The 16,620-nt window shown below is 35.5% G+C and carries 14 protein-coding genes; 1 reads left to right on the top strand and 13 read right to left on the bottom strand.

The features are described 5' to 3' along the window. Positions 1–19: 19 nt before the first annotated feature. The 11 genes from GC105_RS05500 to GC105_RS05450 all read right to left on the bottom strand — a co-directional run bounded on the left by GC105_RS05500 (position 20) and on the right by GC105_RS05450 (position 13,557). The gene (locus GC105_RS05500; RefSeq protein WP_152802541.1) at positions 20–895 is read right to left on the bottom strand and encodes an SDR family oxidoreductase; all 876 of its coding nucleotides are present in this window, start codon (positions 893–895) and stop codon (positions 20–22) included. A gap of 298 nt (positions 896–1,193) precedes the next feature. After that, a complete protein-coding gene (locus GC105_RS05495; protein ID WP_152802539.1) occupies positions 1,194–2,447 on the bottom strand; it encodes an MFS transporter in 1,254 nt (417 codons plus the stop codon). Positions 2,448–2,525: 78 nt separating this feature from the next. Further along, positions 2,526–3,392, bottom strand: a complete 867-nt coding sequence (locus GC105_RS05490) for an SDR family NAD(P)-dependent oxidoreductase (protein WP_152802537.1) — start codon at positions 3,390–3,392, stop codon at positions 2,526–2,528. A 134-nt stretch (positions 3,393–3,526) separates the two neighbouring features. Beyond that, positions 3,527–4,426 carry a 3-methyl-2-oxobutanoate hydroxymethyltransferase gene (locus tag GC105_RS05485; protein ID WP_152802535.1) on the bottom strand — a complete coding sequence of 300 codons (900 nt, stop codon included), beginning with the start codon at positions 4,424–4,426 and terminating at the stop codon, positions 3,527–3,529. Between the two features lie 810 nt (positions 4,427–5,236). Beyond that, complete coding sequence (locus GC105_RS05480) at positions 5,237–5,986, bottom strand: response regulator transcription factor (RefSeq protein WP_193708292.1); 750 nt, start codon at positions 5,984–5,986, stop codon at positions 5,237–5,239. Positions 5,987–6,180: 194 nt separating this feature from the next. Continuing rightward, the gene (locus GC105_RS05475) at positions 6,181–7,077 is read right to left on the bottom strand and encodes a type I phosphomannose isomerase catalytic subunit (protein WP_152802531.1); all 897 of its coding nucleotides are present in this window, start codon (positions 7,075–7,077) and stop codon (positions 6,181–6,183) included. A 42-nt stretch (positions 7,078–7,119) separates the two neighbouring features. Next, positions 7,120–8,748: an acetate and sugar kinases/Hsc70/actin family protein gene (locus tag GC105_RS05470; protein WP_193708291.1), complete on the bottom strand. Its 1,629-nt coding sequence runs from the start codon at positions 8,746–8,748 to the stop codon at positions 7,120–7,122. Positions 8,749–8,979: 231 nt separating this feature from the next. After that, positions 8,980–9,747: a DeoR/GlpR family DNA-binding transcription regulator gene (locus GC105_RS05465; RefSeq protein WP_152802527.1), complete on the bottom strand. Its 768-nt coding sequence runs from the start codon at positions 9,745–9,747 to the stop codon at positions 8,980–8,982. A 101-nt stretch (positions 9,748–9,848) separates the two neighbouring features. Continuing rightward, entirely contained in the window at positions 9,849–10,853 is a 1,005-nt protein-coding gene (locus GC105_RS05460; protein WP_152802525.1) for an ABC transporter permease, read from the bottom strand. Next, on the bottom strand, positions 10,837–12,351 hold the full coding sequence (locus tag GC105_RS05455; protein ID WP_152802523.1) for a sugar ABC transporter ATP-binding protein: 1,515 nt from the start codon (positions 12,349–12,351) through the stop codon (positions 10,837–10,839). Before GC105_RS05455 ends, GC105_RS05460 begins: the two co-directional genes overlap by 17 nt. Positions 12,352–12,438: 87 nt before the next feature. Then, positions 12,439–13,557, bottom strand: a complete 1,119-nt coding sequence (locus GC105_RS05450; RefSeq protein ID WP_207706941.1) for a substrate-binding domain-containing protein — start codon at positions 13,555–13,557, stop codon at positions 12,439–12,441. An 833-nt stretch (positions 13,558–14,390) separates the two neighbouring features. On the opposite strand from GC105_RS05450, the gene GC105_RS05445 reads away from it, so the two are divergent. Continuing rightward, positions 14,391–15,326, top strand: coding sequence for a ribokinase (locus GC105_RS05445; protein WP_152802521.1), 936 nt, complete (start codon positions 14,391–14,393; stop codon positions 15,324–15,326). A 246-nt stretch (positions 15,327–15,572) separates the two neighbouring features. On the opposite strand, the gene GC105_RS05440 is transcribed toward GC105_RS05445, so the two are convergent. Both GC105_RS05440 and GC105_RS05435 read right to left on the bottom strand, forming a co-directional pair. Then, positions 15,573–16,271 (bottom strand): GNAT family N-acetyltransferase, encoded by a 699-nt coding sequence (locus GC105_RS05440; protein WP_207706940.1) that lies wholly within the window; start codon positions 16,269–16,271, stop codon positions 15,573–15,575. Positions 16,272–16,359: 88 nt separating this feature from the next. Next, positions 16,360–16,617 (bottom strand): TfoX/Sxy family protein, encoded by a 258-nt coding sequence (locus tag GC105_RS05435; protein WP_152802517.1) that lies wholly within the window; start codon positions 16,615–16,617, stop codon positions 16,360–16,362. Positions 16,618–16,620: the final 3 nt, after the last annotated feature.

Genomic DNA, 16,620 nt, shown 5'->3' with positions numbered 1-16,620 from the left:
GTGATCGTATGTAAATAAGTTATTTTCTCACAAACTTCAGCTTAATCTTATCAAAAGTTGCCCCACCCATGGGATCGTTTTGAATACCTGCTTGAGTACAAATTGATGTTCCATAATCCACGATTAGCAATTCTCCAGATACATACCTAGCCATATTACTATTCAAAAATACTACCGGCTCGGCCATTTCACTAGATTCAGCTAAACGACCTGCAAAACCAGTAAATTTTAGCAAGTTTTCATCTCCCCCTACTGCCTTACTGAATTCATTTTTTATGCCCGTATCCGTCGCTCCAGGTAATACTGCATTTACTCTGATGTGCTTTGAAGCGAATATCTCTTGTAAATATGCAACATAATAGTTCATTGCAAGTTTAGCAAATGCATACCCTAATGGACCTGGTAATGCATTTAGTTCCATACCTTCTAATGCAGTTACAGATTCTTTCCATGCTTTTGCTTTAATTAAAGGCATATATTCTTTTTTATTCCCATCTTTCTCCCAACCAATTCCACCTGTTGAAGTAATAAATGCTATAGAACTTCCTTCTTTCATCCGCTTCGTCAAGTAATTTTCACAAATATATTTGTTTGCTATGAAATCGATGGTTACTGTTGAATTGAAATCATTTTTCATACCGGAAACACCAGCAATACCAAAAAATGAATCGATTGAATCTGGTATATGAGTAAATGCTTTATCAATGGAATCTTTAATGTTTAAATCAGCTTGAATAAATTTCTCTATACCTTCAATTTCAACCTTATTATTCCGTCCTATAGCATAAACTTTTGCCCCTAGTTTACTTAACATTTCTGCGGTTGCTTTACCCATTCCAGATGTAGCACCTGTTACAACGCAAATTTTGTCTTTGTATCCAAAATAATCTTTCATTTTTTACTTCTCCTCCGTCTTTTCATTTTGCACCTAATATTAATTGTACAAATTAGCATAAACTCTGTTTTTATCTAATCAAATTGATTAATTAATAAAGCCGTAGTGGCACCACCATCAACAAGAAAATCTACACCTGTTAAAAATTCTGCTTCTTCCCTACATAAAAATTTATGCCAACGTTTGACTTTCTAATTATATTTTAGACATCTACCTTAAATAAATATCAATACAAGGGAAGTCATTGTATTGATATTTCCTGTATTAAAGAATTTATAATATTACTATAACTACTGTTTTAAACGGCTTCTTGATTCAATTTTTCTTGCTTTCTTTTTATGTTTGCAACTGCCTTCTCCCCTGCACCAAGCATTACAAGTAATATGGTTATAAGAGTTAACACTCCACCAGTGATCATCCATGCATTATATGTGCCTGTAGTATCAAATATATACCCTGCTATGGGTGCCCCGATCATGGCTCCTACGCTTTGTGCTGCGGAAGTAAAACCAACAAGACTTGCTGCTTCCTGTCGTCCAAATAGCTTGGGTAATGTGATTGGTCCCATCATGCTATTAAATGTCTTAAATGCCATCAATGCTGCGATAATAATTCCGCCTATAAAACCAGTTAACACAGTAGAAGCAAAGAATATGCCAGCCACTATTAATCCAAATAATGTTGTCGCTTTTAAGTATCCTATTTTATCCATAAGCGTACCATACAATGGTGCTGCAATAAAATTGGCACCATTCATTATAGATATCATTAACGCAGCATTTACTGCAGTAATACCCTTACTTTGGTATAGTGCTGAAGCATTATTATTGAATCCCGTACTAGCAGTACTAATAAATACTATAGAGATTACGATCATCCAAAACTGAGGTGTTCCCAGAATTTGTTTTACAGTAAATTTAGGTTCCGATTGATCTTTCGTATTCTTTTGATTATTACTTTCCTCATACCCAACTGGTTTAAGACCATATTTTTCTGGTTTTTCAGAAATGACAAATAAACCAATTAATACGATAATTCCTCCGACAACAGCCCCTTGACCAACTGCAGCAACATACACTCCAAATAACTCTATAATTTTAGCCATTAATACTGGGAAAACCATTCCACCGATACCAACTGCAGTACTGAGGTAACCTATTATTTTACCAGTACCTTTTTGATACCACCAATTGATTTCCGTTTGAGCGATTGGAAAACCAGCACATATAGTTGATACTCCAAATAGTACTGACGCTGCATATAGAACAACGATACTATTAATAAATCCTAATATTATAAAAAATCCACCTAGCAATACTCCTCCTGAGACTACTACTACCTTAGCACCAAATTTATTAATTAATTGTCCTATAAACATTGATGTTATTAAGCTTCCAAATCCAGCAAAAGTAAATAACAGGGCTATTTGACCGACTCCTACCTGCAATTTTTGCATTAATGGTACAATGTATACAGGTATTGATATATAAGAACCAATAGCTATTACAGTCATGAAAATTGTTGAAATCACAGTGTTACGAGCTCTGTTCATAATTTTATCTCCTATTCATTTTACAGATATTTTATTTATAAGTGCTACCATCTGCAAAAACAGTAGCACTATGCATAATTATTCTTGTATCATTAATCTAGCACCACCATCAGCTACCACAGTAGACCCATGCATGAATGCTGATACATCGGTACACATCATAAATACTACACGAGCTACATCATCAGGGTTTTGCGTTAATGGTGTTCTAGGTGATTTCTGATGTACCTCATACATGGAGGCATCCATACCTTCTGTGTGTAATGCCCCTGGTGTAAGCATTCCACCCGGTAAAACACAATTAATTGTAATTCCAAGAGGTTTTAGTTCTCTTGCAAGGGACTGAGAAATAGATACCAGACCACCTTTTGACGCTGAATAATGAGGCAAAAATCCATAAGGAGATTCCATGGATAAACCAGCTACTGATGCTATATTAACAATCTTACCTTTTATATTCTGTTTTACCATTTCTTTGGCAACAGCTTGACAGAAGAAAACATTTCCTTTTAAATCTGTATCTATAGTATCGTCCCAAGTCTCTTCAGTCATATTTAAAAATCTATTCATGCTCCATATTGCAGCATTATTCACTAAGATATCAATTTTGCCAAAGGCTTCAATGGTTGCTGCAACGGCATTGTTGATTTGATCAATGTATCTTATATCCGCTTCCTTGAATTTAACATTGTAACCTTTGTTCGTAAAATACTCTACAGCATCCTCAGCAAATTCGATGGCGATATCTACGATCATCACTTCTGCACCTGCTTCGCAAAGTCTATTTACAACGTGAAATCCTAATCCTCTTGCGCCACCAGTCACTATAGCTGTTTTCCCCTTTAAACTTAATACTTCCATTATAGGTTTATTGCTTTCTGCAATCTTCAAATCCATACCTCTTGATTTTTGATATTTGTCATCATAAACATATAATTTTTCCATTATAATATCCCCCTTTGTTATAATTTATAATTCATCACTCTGTGATACTTTATAAAGAATCTCTGCCAATTAAGATATCAGCAGAGATTGTAAGTAAAGGTGATCCCGTCATTGAGTATTATGTTTTTATTTTTTTATCTTACTGTGTACTTTTGCTCCAATGTATTCATAAATTTGTCGAGTTCTTTCTCCTCCATGTGGAAGCCGTGTTTATCCTCAGGATATACACCGGTACGGACGTCATTAGCCCACCCGCCGTATGCGCCAGCAGCCCACTTGAAAAAGTCACCATAAGCTTTAGCATGAGAAACAGGCGAAGGCATCATGTTAAAGGTGTCAAAATCCACCATCTCGCAACCATCAGCAGCGCCACCTGCAGCAATGGAAATCACTGGCACACGTAGCTTCTTGGCAATGGCGTTAGTAATTTCGATAGGAGTCAACTCAATGGTCATAGCCATCATGCCGTTCTCCTGATACTCATAAGCCATACGGAAGACATCCATAGCGTCTTCAGCGGTCTTGCCCAAGCGCTTGTATCCGCCGTGTCTACTCGTTTGCCATCCAGACAGTGCACCGACGTGACCGAACACGACTAGATGATTATCTGCCATGTACTTCAAGGTCTCATTACTAACGCCCATAGGGAGTAGGGAATCAGCGCCTTCAGCCATGTACATGGAGCCATACTCTAGAGCTTTTTCCTTGGAGCAGAAGGTCGGGGTCTGCATATAGAAATTGATGTGAATAAGCTTCGCAGCATTACGGACGGTGCGGATCCACCAGGGTGCGTGTTCAATTGACATTAATGTGTTCTCGGCTGGAACCGTTAGGCGACAGATGTCGCAACCTGCCATCTCAGCGGCCATAGTAAAATACTGATCTCTTTGGGCTGGACACATCTGTACAAGTTTCTCACCATTATCCTTCTTCTCTTGAAGATATGCGATTGTTTTCCTTCCCTTTTTCATTTTGGATGCTTGAACTTTTTTATCATCCTTATTGATTTCGACTTGTTTCTTTTCTTCTGACATACATATTCCTCCTTATTTTTTAGGTTACTATCCACCAACTTAAATACGTACGAACTCGCGCCTACTTCAAGTGGATGGTGTCCGTTTGAAACATGAACGAATTTTGTTAACGAGACGGTGTAATCCTTTTCATTTTTTGTTCATCTTTACTATATCAAAAATAAATTTCTACTGAAATTAGCTAACTTATGTATTAAATATTATTAATTTTAATAATATAAAAAAAATTTATATTATGATATACTTGATATGTCATTGTAATAAAATATTTAATTACAATTAATTTTCAAAGTGTCCAGTGTTCTTATTTACTTTAGAAGCGTCTCTTATGATTTCACTAATAGATATTTTTTTTTCTTTCAATGAGCATAATTATTCATTAAAACAGTATGCGTATAGATTTTACTTTTTCCATCATCTCTAAAAATTTACCCTAATTTAGTTCATCTCGATAAATATATACTCATTTAATTTCCAGTAACCTAATATGTTAGATTCCTATTGCACTCTTCTTTCTTTCTGCCCTTGGCATTGTCTTTCTCCTCTTTTTAATTATTAATTTCTATTTATTGGTCGTAAAAGTTATAACCATTCCCATAGGTGTTTCACTAGGGGATTATATTTCAAATCAAAAATATAGAGCAATAGAAAAGCAAAGACTCAAAAACATAGGACGTAAAAAGCGTGCAGTAAAAATCTGCACGCAGTAATAGACAATATATAATGTTGAAAATTTATGGGAATCCAAATTCAATGGTAGTAAAATACAATCGCCTATAAATATATTTATAAAGAGACATACTCATCTACTTAGCCCAGCAATCGGACTAGAAGTTCTTGTCGTGTGGAAACATGCATCTTATCATAGATGTTAGCAATATGTTTATATGTTGTAGACTGGGAGATAAATAGAGATTTACTAATAATAGCAGGAGAAACCCCTTGGCACAACAGATTTGCAATTTCGGTCTCTCTTGGCGTCAGGTTTGTGGTTTCCCAAGAAATTTTATCCATATTTTGCCTGCTTGTCTGCTGGCAAAAGAATTTCTTATGAAGGTTATTTAATTGAGGAACCGCTAAGCGTATCATTGTCAACTCATTATCTCTAAATTTTTGATCTCTTGTCTTATCCAAGGCAAATAACGTTCTAGGTTTACCATCTATATCATACAGAACAAAACCCAAGGAGTACTTAAGTCCACGAGAACGAATATAATTAGAAACAAATTCAGTGGTAGGTTCCTCATTCCATGACCTAACACTGATAGTAGGTACGGAAGGATCTTCACTCATTTTTTTTATTAGACCGTATCGACCATTCTCAGTTTTCGAGTAGTATTCAAGGTAGAGTGTACTCCATTGTTTATCAATGTTTGCCAAATATTGATTGCATACCTTGCCGTTTCCATCAAAAAAATAGACCAAGGACTGGTCGAACTCGCACAAAGACTCAAGACCAGATAGAATCTTTACGGAAAAGGCTTTTAGTTCATGCACATTTCCACATGACAAAGTAAAGTCATAAATTTTTTTCCAAGAGATATTTAAGTTATTATTCATCTTAATTCCCTCCATTATTGTGTCAGGAATCTTTCATCGAGCATCATAATATTAAATTAATTATATTTAAGTCTTATATAAATGTCAATGTAAGAATGTCTTTCGATCGTGTCATATAGCCTTCAATGTCGTCGAATCAAATTACAGAAAATAATATGCTTGAAAATAGAAATACAATCTTTAGTCTCTATTTTTTACTTTACTGAAGCTATTACGCATTTTAATTTATTCTCAATAGCGACCTCTTCACCCATAAATAAAATAAAGCTCATTCCTTTATGAAGATCAACACCTTCGAATGTTGTTCTACCCTCTAATAATGTTACGCAAATAAAAATGTCTGTATCGTTTTTAAATTGACCTTGTAACTCACAGAGTTTAATACTATAATATGGCTCCTCTTTTGTTTCACCTAATTTTAGATCTGTGGCTTCAGACCTTTTCATTACATCCAGAACATCTAGAGCTTTATTCAATTGTAAAGGGCGTTTATTTCCTAAACTGTCTATTCTGTCATAATCATAAAATCGATATGTTATATTCGTTGATTGTTGTATTTCATATACAAATGACCCTGAAGTTAATGCATGCAACGTCCCTGCTTCTACATAAACATACTGATCTTTTTCTACGGATAAGGTATCAATAATATTGTTCCAGGCAGTATTATCAATATTTTTCTGTACAGCTTCTTTTGTTTTCACTTTACACCCATTATAGATATATTTATTAGCAGGTTGATCCAGAAAAATCCACGACTCGCATTTGCCAATTTCCTTTCCTTCATATTTCCTGCAATATTCATTGTCCGGATGTACCTGTAAACTTAAGTCTTCTTTAGCATCAACAAATCCAATTAATAAAGGAAATTCTGTATATCTACTTTTGCCAAAAATTTCAGGGAAACTTTTATAGATATTACGCAGATTATCACCCTTGTATTTTCCGTTTAAGATAATGCTGCTTAGTCCATCATTAGCAGCAACAGTATAAAGTTGACCTAATTGTGTAATGTTTTTATCTCCGCCATAAGAATAGAGTTTCTGGCCTCCCCATACTGTGGGTACTGAAATCCCTTTTAATATTAGCAATTGTCTCCCCCTCCATGAACTCTCAAAGTTAAGAATATGATTTTATATGAATTCTCTATTAATAATGTAGACAGCGCCTACAGCCGATATATAATTCCTATTTTTTTTATTCAGTTTTTTTAATAGAGGTGATTTAATAACATCTTCATCCAGTCTTTGAATTTCATATTTTGGGTATTTTACTTTTAACCCCTTGTGAAAAAGGTCGAAGCATATGTCCGTTGCTAAAATGCCTCCACTTATAAGACGGGTAGTAGGTATCTCATAAAAGAAAAACTTCATTTCTTCCATTGTTTTGCCCATCATTTCCCCCATCTGTAAGAAGGTTTTTTCTATTTCCATATTTCCATTATTAAGAAGTTCAATCAAATACCTTGTCAATTCACCTCTTTTATCAACCGGTTCAGTGGGTATGACTAGAGCCTCTTGCCCCCCTATTTGCTTATATTGAAGATATCCTTTTTCAAACAGGCTACTGTAAATCTTCGGGTTATCATTTTGGATATTTTTAATCCCCAACCTAATTAATCCCACCTGGCTAACGTACTTTTGAACAGATCCAGAAATACTGGTGTTAAGATTGCGTATGCTACGAGCATCTTCTGGAACGTATCGGCTTTCATTGAGGCTCCCCAAATCTATGACATACTGATAACATTCCAAAGGAATATCTTGAATAGTGCCGGTTCTTGAGATAAAACCTGTTCCAATATCAGTGCCTATTGTGTGAGCAAACATACCACTATTTCCGATACTGTTCTCGTCCAAAAAAGCGTGCTCTACCGATACTACATAGGAAGCGATATTGCCGTCATTTAATATTCTAACCTTTCCATTTTCCTTGATATACTGCTTCGCAAGTATATCAAGATGAGACATCTTTAGAAATTCTTGGTCATAATCTATTTCCGAATTGTTTCTTATTCCCCTCTGTTTAGGAGTCTCTCCACCAGCTACCTTGTTTCTTATGACTATATCAGGAAACCCAATAACAACTCCGTCAAATATACGAGTATCACTATTTATAAGTGCTTCCATATCTTTTGTATATTTTTCAATACATTTATACGAAGCGTTTTCTTCAAAAACTTCACTATTACCTAAAGATAGTGGATCGTCTTTATAGGAATACTTATAAACGATGTACGCACTTAGAAACCTAATTAATAAGAGGACCGGGTTATTTATTTCATCAGCTGTTTTATAATCATCTGGAAACCATCGATAGCCTTTTAATAATTCAATTTCTCCGTTTACCACAGCAGCAGCCTTAATTGAATTTCCCCCAATATCTATACCACAAAACGATCTTCCTTTTAGTTCTACTGTACCCCTTATTAAATATTCAAGCTCTTTGCTCCTATTTTGAGGATTATATATCCTATACTCCTTTACACCTTCTGGAATTTTATATTTAGAAATATCTATGTAATCTATTGAAAATTTATCTATTCCCAATAAACTGTTTATTCTATTTATGTAGTTTATGTAACTGCCATACCCTTTTCTATTGTTCTTCGGTACATCAATATTGAATTTATCAATTGAACTTTTTACAATTGCAAGCAAGGCCCTGTCATCCATGTTTAAATAGATTTTAAGCTTAACCCCTCCAAAGGAGATTAAAAGATTATTCAAGTTTGCCAGGATATATCGTTCAATTAAATCCATAAGCTGTTTATTTGAAATGTCAACTTTAGGTATGCTAATGTTTATATTGCGATACTCACAATTTTCATTAACGATGAGATATAGAACTAAATTCTGTTTTTCATCCACATTTAAGCTTTCAAATGTTTTTCTGATCTCGGAGATAAATACAGGTTGGTTTATAAAGTCCTCTGGCAAATTCAGCATAAATATTCTCCTTTTATTTCAAAATATAGTACATCCATTCTTCATTTAAACTACAATGAGTTTCGTCCTCTTTGACAGCCTTACTCGTTCTTCCTCATCAATATTGCTATCTGTTATGACGTAGTCAATATCCTCCCATTTGACTGCCTCTACCAGTGAGCGCTTTTGGAATTTTGAACTGTCCAAAAGGGCAATTGAGAACTCACTATTCCTAACCATTGCTCGCTTTAGATCAGCATCATCAAAAGTAACTGCACACAGGCCACCCATACTCCTTGTGCCCCCTGAACCAAGCACTGATACTGATATTCCTACGCTATTCATACAATTGAGGGTCCACTGACCGTAAACGGACTTATCCTTTTGCCGAACCAAACCACCTAACATGTAAACATTATTGGTATCTTTATTGAAGAGCTCCGCTACTGGTATAGAGCTTGTAATTATGTTTTGCCCGCTTCTTTGAGCTAATAACCTAGCGAGACACCAAGTGGTGCTTCCTGCATCTATGGCTATAATGGTATTATCTGATTTAGGTATATACTTGAGTGCTTCATGGGCAATTCTATTCTTTATTTCAAGATTATCCATATTCCTAAATTCAATAGCTTCTTCCTCGTTTTCTGATATTAGTACAGCAGCTCCATGCTCTCGCTTAAGGATACCTTGCTGCTCCATAGCAATTAAATCCTTACGAATCGTTTCAACAGAGACATTTAAAGATGAAGCTAATTCACCAATTAATACTCTTTCATTCACGTTTAGCCTCTTGAGAATTATATTTCTCCGGTTTATTACACTTCTATTGCTCATTTCATCACCTCTAATCAGTGTAATTAAAATAATTTAATTAATTTCAATTCCAATTAACTGTAGTATTCTTATTTCATAAGTTAATATTTTCATTATTAGAATCAAGCGTTCCCACTTTTGTTACTTGATTTTCCTGAAAAAATCTTCATTAATAAACCTGTTTTATTTGAAATCTGGGTCTGAACAACTTCAATATAGGATGCGATAACGATAACTAAACCAGTTGCAATATACTGATAAAATGTATCTACGCCCATAACAATAAGTCCTACCTTAAGCCCTGCAAACAGAATTGCACCCAGTACAGTTCCAAGTACAGTTCCACGTCCTCCTGCCATGCTGGTGCCTCCAATAGCAGCTGCAGCAATGGCATTTAGTTCGTACCCCTGCCCAGTTGTAGGGTCTCCAGTGCCTAGCTTACCAATCTGTATCATTGCTGCAAGTGCAGTACCCAACATGGCAATGCCATAAATCAATGTTTTATACTTGTTTACCTTTACACCAGACAGCCTAGTAGCTTCCTCATTACCTCCTATGGCATGAACATAGGTGCCCAATTTGGTTTTTTTGAGGATGATATACATTAATACAGCAAACAAGAAGAAAAGAATAACTGACACACGAAGATACGGCAAAATCTCCCCATCCACCAATTTTCGGTACGTGTCTGGAACTCCCAGTACTGGATACCCCTTAGTCACAACATAAGCAAGACCGCGGTAGATAGCCATTGTTCCCATTGTAGCGATAAAGGGCTGTAGACCAAACTTGGTAATTAATATACCGTTGAAAATGCCCAATGTAAATCCAAATGCAAGACCAATTATTATACTAATGACAGGCGGTACGCCTGCAACAGTCATCTGAGCTACTACAGCGCCAACCAGTGCTAAAACAGAGCCTACAGAAAGATCTATTCCTCCGGTAATAATGACACCTGTAATGCCAATACCCATAAGGCCGTATATTGTTGCCTGCTCAATAATGTCTCTTATATTATTGGCTGATAAATAAATAGGTTGTATGATACCGAAAGCAACAAACATAATTACAATTGCGACTACAACACTTAGCTCTCTGCTATTATCTTTAAAAAACTTCTTCATTCTTCATTCCTCCCACTGCATAAGTGATGATTCTCTCTTCAGCAAATTCATCCCTATTAAACTCTGCAACAATCACTCCTTCGCGCATGACTATAATCCTATCGCTCATACCCATGGCCTCAGTAAGTTCAGATGAGACCATAATAATGGATTTTCCTTCTTCAAGCAGATCTTCCATCAGTTTATATATCTCTGCCTTTGCTCCAATGTCGATTCCCTTAGTAGGTTCATCCATGATTAAAACATCTACATTAGTGGACAACCATTTCGCCAGAATTACCTTCTGAGCGTTTCCTCCTGAGAGATTCGAAGTCATAAAATCAGGATTATTTGGATTTAGCTTTACCTTTTCACCTACTCTTACAGCGTTTTTCTCCTTGAGTCGTCTGTTAACAAAAAAACCGTTCATATAGTTTTGTATAGATGCCAAGGCAATATTATCAGAATTAGTAAGATTCTTTACAAATCCTTCTTCTTTCCTATTCTCGGATATTAACCCTATGCCCTCTTTTACACATGCACTAGGTGAGCTATTATCAAGTGTATTACCGTTAAGATATATCATTCCACCAGTTGCATGATCAGCACCAAAAATTGCGCGCATTACCTCTGTACGCATAGCACCTACTAGGCCAAAAAAACATAAAATTTCACCTTTCTTTAATTCAAAGTTAATATTTTTAAATCCAGCAGTTCCGCTTAGACTCTCAATCTTAAGAACAGTCTTATCTTTCTCAACACGGAAAGGCTTAATCCTTTGTCCAAACATGGAAACATCCCTGCCAACCATACTCCTTATTAACTCATCCTCTGTAGTTTGCTTTATGTTTAGTGTTGCTATATATTCTCCATCTCGCAGAACAGTTGCTCTATCACAAAGCTCAAATATTTCATCCAGTTTATGACTAATATATAAAATTGTGATACCGTTAGCCTTAAGCTCATTAATAATTTTAAAGAGTATTCTGACTTCACCATCACTAAGGGAAGCCGTAGGTTCATCTAAAGAGATTATCTTTGCATTTATATATAAAGCCTTAGCAATCTGGACCATCTGCTTTTTACCAGTGCTTAAATTTTTCATTTTCTCCTTCGCGGAAAAATTACATCCTAGCTTATCTAGCAATTCTTGAGTTTCTTTTATCATCTGATCCTTATTTAAAATAAATCCACATTTAATAATCTCATTACCTAACATTAAATTTTCAGCTACAGTCAATTCAGGTATTGCATTAATCTCCTGATGTACCTTAACAATTCCTTTTTGAATTGCTTCAAATGCACTTGTAAATTTGACCTCCTCTGAATTGATAAATACCTTCCCTTTTGTTGCAGAAAACATCCCATGGAGTATATTAAGTAAGGTGGATTTACCTGCTCCGTTTTCTCCAATTAGTGCATGAATTTCGCCTTTGCAGATATGGAATGAAACATCATTAAGCGCTCTTTGTCCTGGAAATATCTTTGTAATATTTTGAAACTTTATATAATCCTCCAAGTCCAGCTCCCCCCTTTTTACAAATTACATTAAAAGTATGTCCGGACCAGTTGTTTAGAAACCGCTCCGGACAATACTGATACAGAATTATTTTTCTCCAAATCCAGTCCAACCGATTATTTCTTCAGCTTGAACATCAATATTTGTTTTGTCAATAACAGCCTGTGGGGAGTAGATTACCTTAGGAACATCCTGACCGGCCATCTTTCTAATTAACATCTCAGTTCCAATCTGTGACATAAAGTATGGGAATGAGTCAACTGTTGCAGCCAATTCTCCATCTTTGATGGACTTGCGAGCTTCACTCGTACCATCTGTTCCGACTACGAGAACCTGTTCAAGTTTTCCAGCAGCCTTAACAGCTTCAAGAGCACCCATTGCCATTGTGTCGTTATTTGCGTAGATTGCCTTAAGATCAGGGTACTGTTTCATCCATATATCAACAACTTCTTTTGCCTTCATACGATCCCAGTCAGCGTTTTGTATAGCTACTACCTCTACCTTTGGATTATTGTTTGCAAACCAGTTCTTGAATCCTTCAGTCCTTGTTCTTGCTGGAGGTGCCTTAGGAAGTCCCTGAACAATAGCTACCGTTCCTTCGCCACCTATATTTTTATTCACCCATTCTGCAGCAAGTTCAGCAGCCTGCAGATGCCAAGCACCAACTGTAACTCCTATATGCGGCATAAATGCATCGTTTACAACGGTCATAGCAATATCTGATTTGATAGCATTTTCAATTCCAGGCACGAGGTTACCCTCAGAAATAGGTGACATAAGAATTCCATCATATTTCTTGTTTATCATGTCATTAAGTACAGCTAGCTGACCTTGTTCATCTGTTTCACCCTGAGCTGCACGGACATCTATTGTATATTTAATTCCAAGATCATTCATAGGCTTAAGCGCTGCTTCTGCGCCTTCTTTTTGCATTCTCCAGAACTCATTTTCAAAAGCTTTACATACATAACCTATCTTTAACTCTTTATCAAGCTTTGGAATTGGACCTAGTTCATCCACAACGTCTTTGTACTGCATCGCTCCGTCATAATAGTCAAAACCCTGTTCTGCGACGTCAGCTGCTGCAAGTTCTGTAGCTATTGTTGGCTTATCCTTTGAGTCATCTGCCGGAGTCTTTGCTCCACACCCTACAGCTGTAACTGTTAGTAATCCTACTAATATCGCAGCAATTAATTTTCTCTTCACAATAAATTCCCCCTTTTTAATCTTAAATCTTAGATATTTGTAATAAAACTATAGCCAATTCTATAAACAATTAATACCCTTACCCCTCAAATAACTTATAATTAATAACATAGTATTATAACTAATTAGAAACCCATTATATTAAACGTTTCTTATAAATAAAGATGTTGCAACTACAATTTTCACCTCCTTATAGCATCAAATTAAGCCCTAACAATAGATATTTGAGTGGCTTAGATAATAATAAATGGATTAAATATGTGAGACAATTGGATTATGTATGGGATATAATATTGATTAGATATATATTGCTACTATAATTACCTAAGGTAATTCGTGTTACCAACTGATATTTTAGATGCCCAGTATTGAAATGGAAAAGTCATTTGATGTGAGTAAATTGCAAATAATTTAATCTCTAACACACTTGTTTTTCTTGTTTTTTTTATAGATAAATAAGATAAGCGGTTTGTTCTATTTGTGTGAGAGTAGGAATAGAATCTATAGAATAATTTGCCTCACTTATAATTTATACTACAAAATTGGTTGGCTTCCAATTATAACAATAGAACACCACGTATTTCCCAAGCCATCAACAACAAAATGATAATTTAAATTATGCTGTGAAGTATTAGTACTACCTACTTAATTAATATGTAGTATAAAATGAAATTATTCTGTGTTTGTTTATTTAAATTGATAACATAAACTACTTGATTATTTCAACAACCAACTTTAAACACAAGCTTTCCAATAAAAATGCAAGAAAAACCAAATTGAATAGCATCTAAATACTAGAATTTTATAATTAAAATAGAAAGGAGTATATTTTTATGAGTATAAGAATATTCGTATTAGGAAGTATTAATTATGATATTGTCGCCAAATCTACAACTCTTCCTGATGTTGGGGAAACAGTAGAAGGCTTTAGTGTTGATATGTATGTAGGGGGAAAGGGTTCTAATCAAGCCGTACAAGCAGCAATGTTGGGCGCTCAAACTTACTTCATTGGAAGTACCGGATCGGATCAACAGGGGATTGTTGTCCGTGAAGGACTAGCAAGTAAAGGGGTTGACATTCGCTATTTAAATATCTCACCAACACACCGTACTGGTTGCGCTTCAATTATCGTAGACTTCAACGGTGACAATATGCTTGTTTATGCACCAGGAGCAAATAAAACAATTACTAAAGATATTGTGGATTCTGCCGCCCAGGATATTGCCACTGCCCAGGTGTTCATTACACAAAATGAGATTAATTCTGATATGGTTACCTATGGCCTTGAAATAGCAAAGGCTGCTGGTATCATAACTATCCTTAATCCAGCACCTGCTCTGCCCCTTGATGAAAATATATTTAAATTGGTAGATTATATTACACCGAATGAGACTGAGAGTGAAGTTTACACAGGTTTACTGCGAAAAAATATGGATATAGACAACTGGAAACGTAAAAACGCAGAGTGGTTCCTAGAACGGGGTGTAAAAAATGTCTGTATTACCATGGGAGAAAAGGGTTCATATTTTTATAATAGAAAAGAGGAAATCTCCCTAGATGCATTTCAAATAACACCTATTGATACAACAGCTGCAGGAGATGCCTTTAACGGTGGTTTTGCATATGGTATAGCTAACAAATGGTCAATCCGAAAGTGCATGAAATTTGGTAATGCCTGTGGTGCTCTTGCCGCACAAACAGTAGGTGCACAAAATTCCATTTGCCCCTTAGATGAGTTAACAGATTTCCTAAACCAGCAATCTATATAAGTTTAAACAATAAGGATGAACTACTTCAGAAAATCAGAAAACTTTATTTGGAAGATCGTAGAATCCCTTGAATACCTTCTCACTAAAAGGAGAAACGTTACTGTGATAAATAGCATATGAGCTTAGAGGTTAATAACCTGCCCTAAGTTCTTATTTTCAAATGTAATCCATGAAGAACTGATAACTATAGAGAAATTTAAGTTACACTTTGCGTTCGTTATTTCTTGATTTGTTACTCCATCCAATTCACACAAGTTGACCTGGACGTTTTTCTTTAATCTTTGGAGAGAACTTTAGGTCAAATTCTTCCACAGCCTCATCTGATACAGTGTAATCATCCAGTTCTATGATTTTACCCACTGTTTCATCGAGGAAACCTTCCACCAATTCTTTTATCATAAAGAAAGGAGCTTCTTCAGTACGAGGTAAATTAGCATAATAAATCTGAAACTCCGAACCACTTTTAAAACCAAATCGACGATAGTATTTAGGGTTTCCTGTAATTGCAACCGCTCCATATCCCAATTCTTTGGATTTTTGCAAAGAGTACTCTATTATCTTCCTTCCAAAGCCTCGATGTTGAAATTCTGGCAATACGCTGACAGGGCCGAACATAAGAATCTCTATTTTTTCTCCGCTATCTGATAAAATAGTTGCCTTACAATATATAATATGTGCAATAATTCTCTTACTGTCATCTTCGATTACTAAGCTCAGGTCACTTACTAAAGCTGGATGACTTCGCAGATTATGCACAATGAGATGCTCAGTACAGCCTGGTTGATATACATTCCAAAATGCTTCACGAGTTAAATTTTCAACTTCAAACCAATCATTAATATTTTCTAATCGAATGTTCATCTGCTTTTTCCTCCATATTATAACTCTTGTAAGTTTAGTTTCATTAATGTCTTTGTGCATTTTTAATTCTACTAATGTCATCATTACTATATACTACACATGTGGTATCACATTAATAAGATAATAATTAACAGATAATCATTTCTCTTCTTCAATAGGATAAGGATTTTATTTATTTGCTAAATGCATTATAAAACTCCTTCAGCTCTTCTTTTGTTTCAGGTGGTAGCAAACTCTTCATTCTTCCCTGTATTGCACCCTCTAGCGCATATAGCCGGTGGATGCAGGCAGAAGAATCTATTAGCCGTATCTTAAGCCAAGCCTGCTCACTGCCACATTCCCTTAGCTGTTCATATGTCATAATCCCAACTAGATTAAGCTGTTTTTCAATCACTTCTCCAATATTAGGAAGTTCAGTTAATACTCCCATAAA

Origin of the sequence: Alkalibaculum sporogenes, assembly GCF_009362815.1 — a bacterium.
Classification (GTDB): Bacteria; Bacillota; Clostridia; order Eubacteriales; family Alkalibacteraceae; genus Alkalibaculum_A; species Alkalibaculum_A sporogenes.
Note: the sequence above shows the minus strand (reverse complement) of the source record. Positions and strands in the feature narration are given on the sequence as shown.

What these genes read in the sequence shown, in the direction of transcription:
- GC105_RS05500 (WP_152802541.1), bottom strand. Translation starts at nt 895, where the DNA reads ATGAAAGATTATTTTGGATACAAAGACAAAATTTGCGTTGTAACAGGT.
- GC105_RS05495 (WP_152802539.1), bottom strand. Translation starts at nt 2,447, where the DNA reads ATGAACAGAGCTCGTAACACTGTGATTTCAACAATTTTCATGACTGTA.
- GC105_RS05490 (WP_152802537.1), bottom strand. Translation starts at nt 3,392, where the DNA reads ATGGAAAAATTATATGTTTATGATGACAAATATCAAAAATCAAGAGGT.
- GC105_RS05485 (WP_152802535.1), bottom strand. Translation starts at nt 4,426, where the DNA reads ATGTCAGAAGAAAAGAAACAAGTCGAAATCAATAAGGATGATAAAAAA.
- GC105_RS05480 (WP_193708292.1), bottom strand. Translation starts at nt 5,986, where the DNA reads ATGAATAATAACTTAAATATCTCTTGGAAAAAAATTTATGACTTTACT.
- GC105_RS05470 (WP_193708291.1), bottom strand. Translation starts at nt 8,748, where the DNA reads ATGGATTTAATTGAACGATATATCCTGGCAAACTTGAATAATCTTTTA.
- GC105_RS05465 (WP_152802527.1), bottom strand. Translation starts at nt 9,747, where the DNA reads ATGAGCAATAGAAGTGTAATAAACCGGAGAAATATAATTCTCAAGAGG.
- GC105_RS05460 (WP_152802525.1), bottom strand. Translation starts at nt 10,853, where the DNA reads ATGAAGAAGTTTTTTAAAGATAATAGCAGAGAGCTAAGTGTTGTAGTC.
- GC105_RS05445 (WP_152802521.1), top strand. Translation starts at nt 14,391, where the DNA reads ATGAGTATAAGAATATTCGTATTAGGAAGTATTAATTATGATATTGTC.
- GC105_RS05440 (WP_207706940.1), bottom strand. Translation starts at nt 16,271, where the DNA reads ATGATGACATTAGTAGAATTAAAAATGCACAAAGACATTAATGAAACT.
- GC105_RS05435 (WP_152802517.1), bottom strand. Translation starts at nt 16,617, where the DNA reads ATGGGAGTATTAACTGAACTTCCTAATATTGGAGAAGTGATTGAAAAA.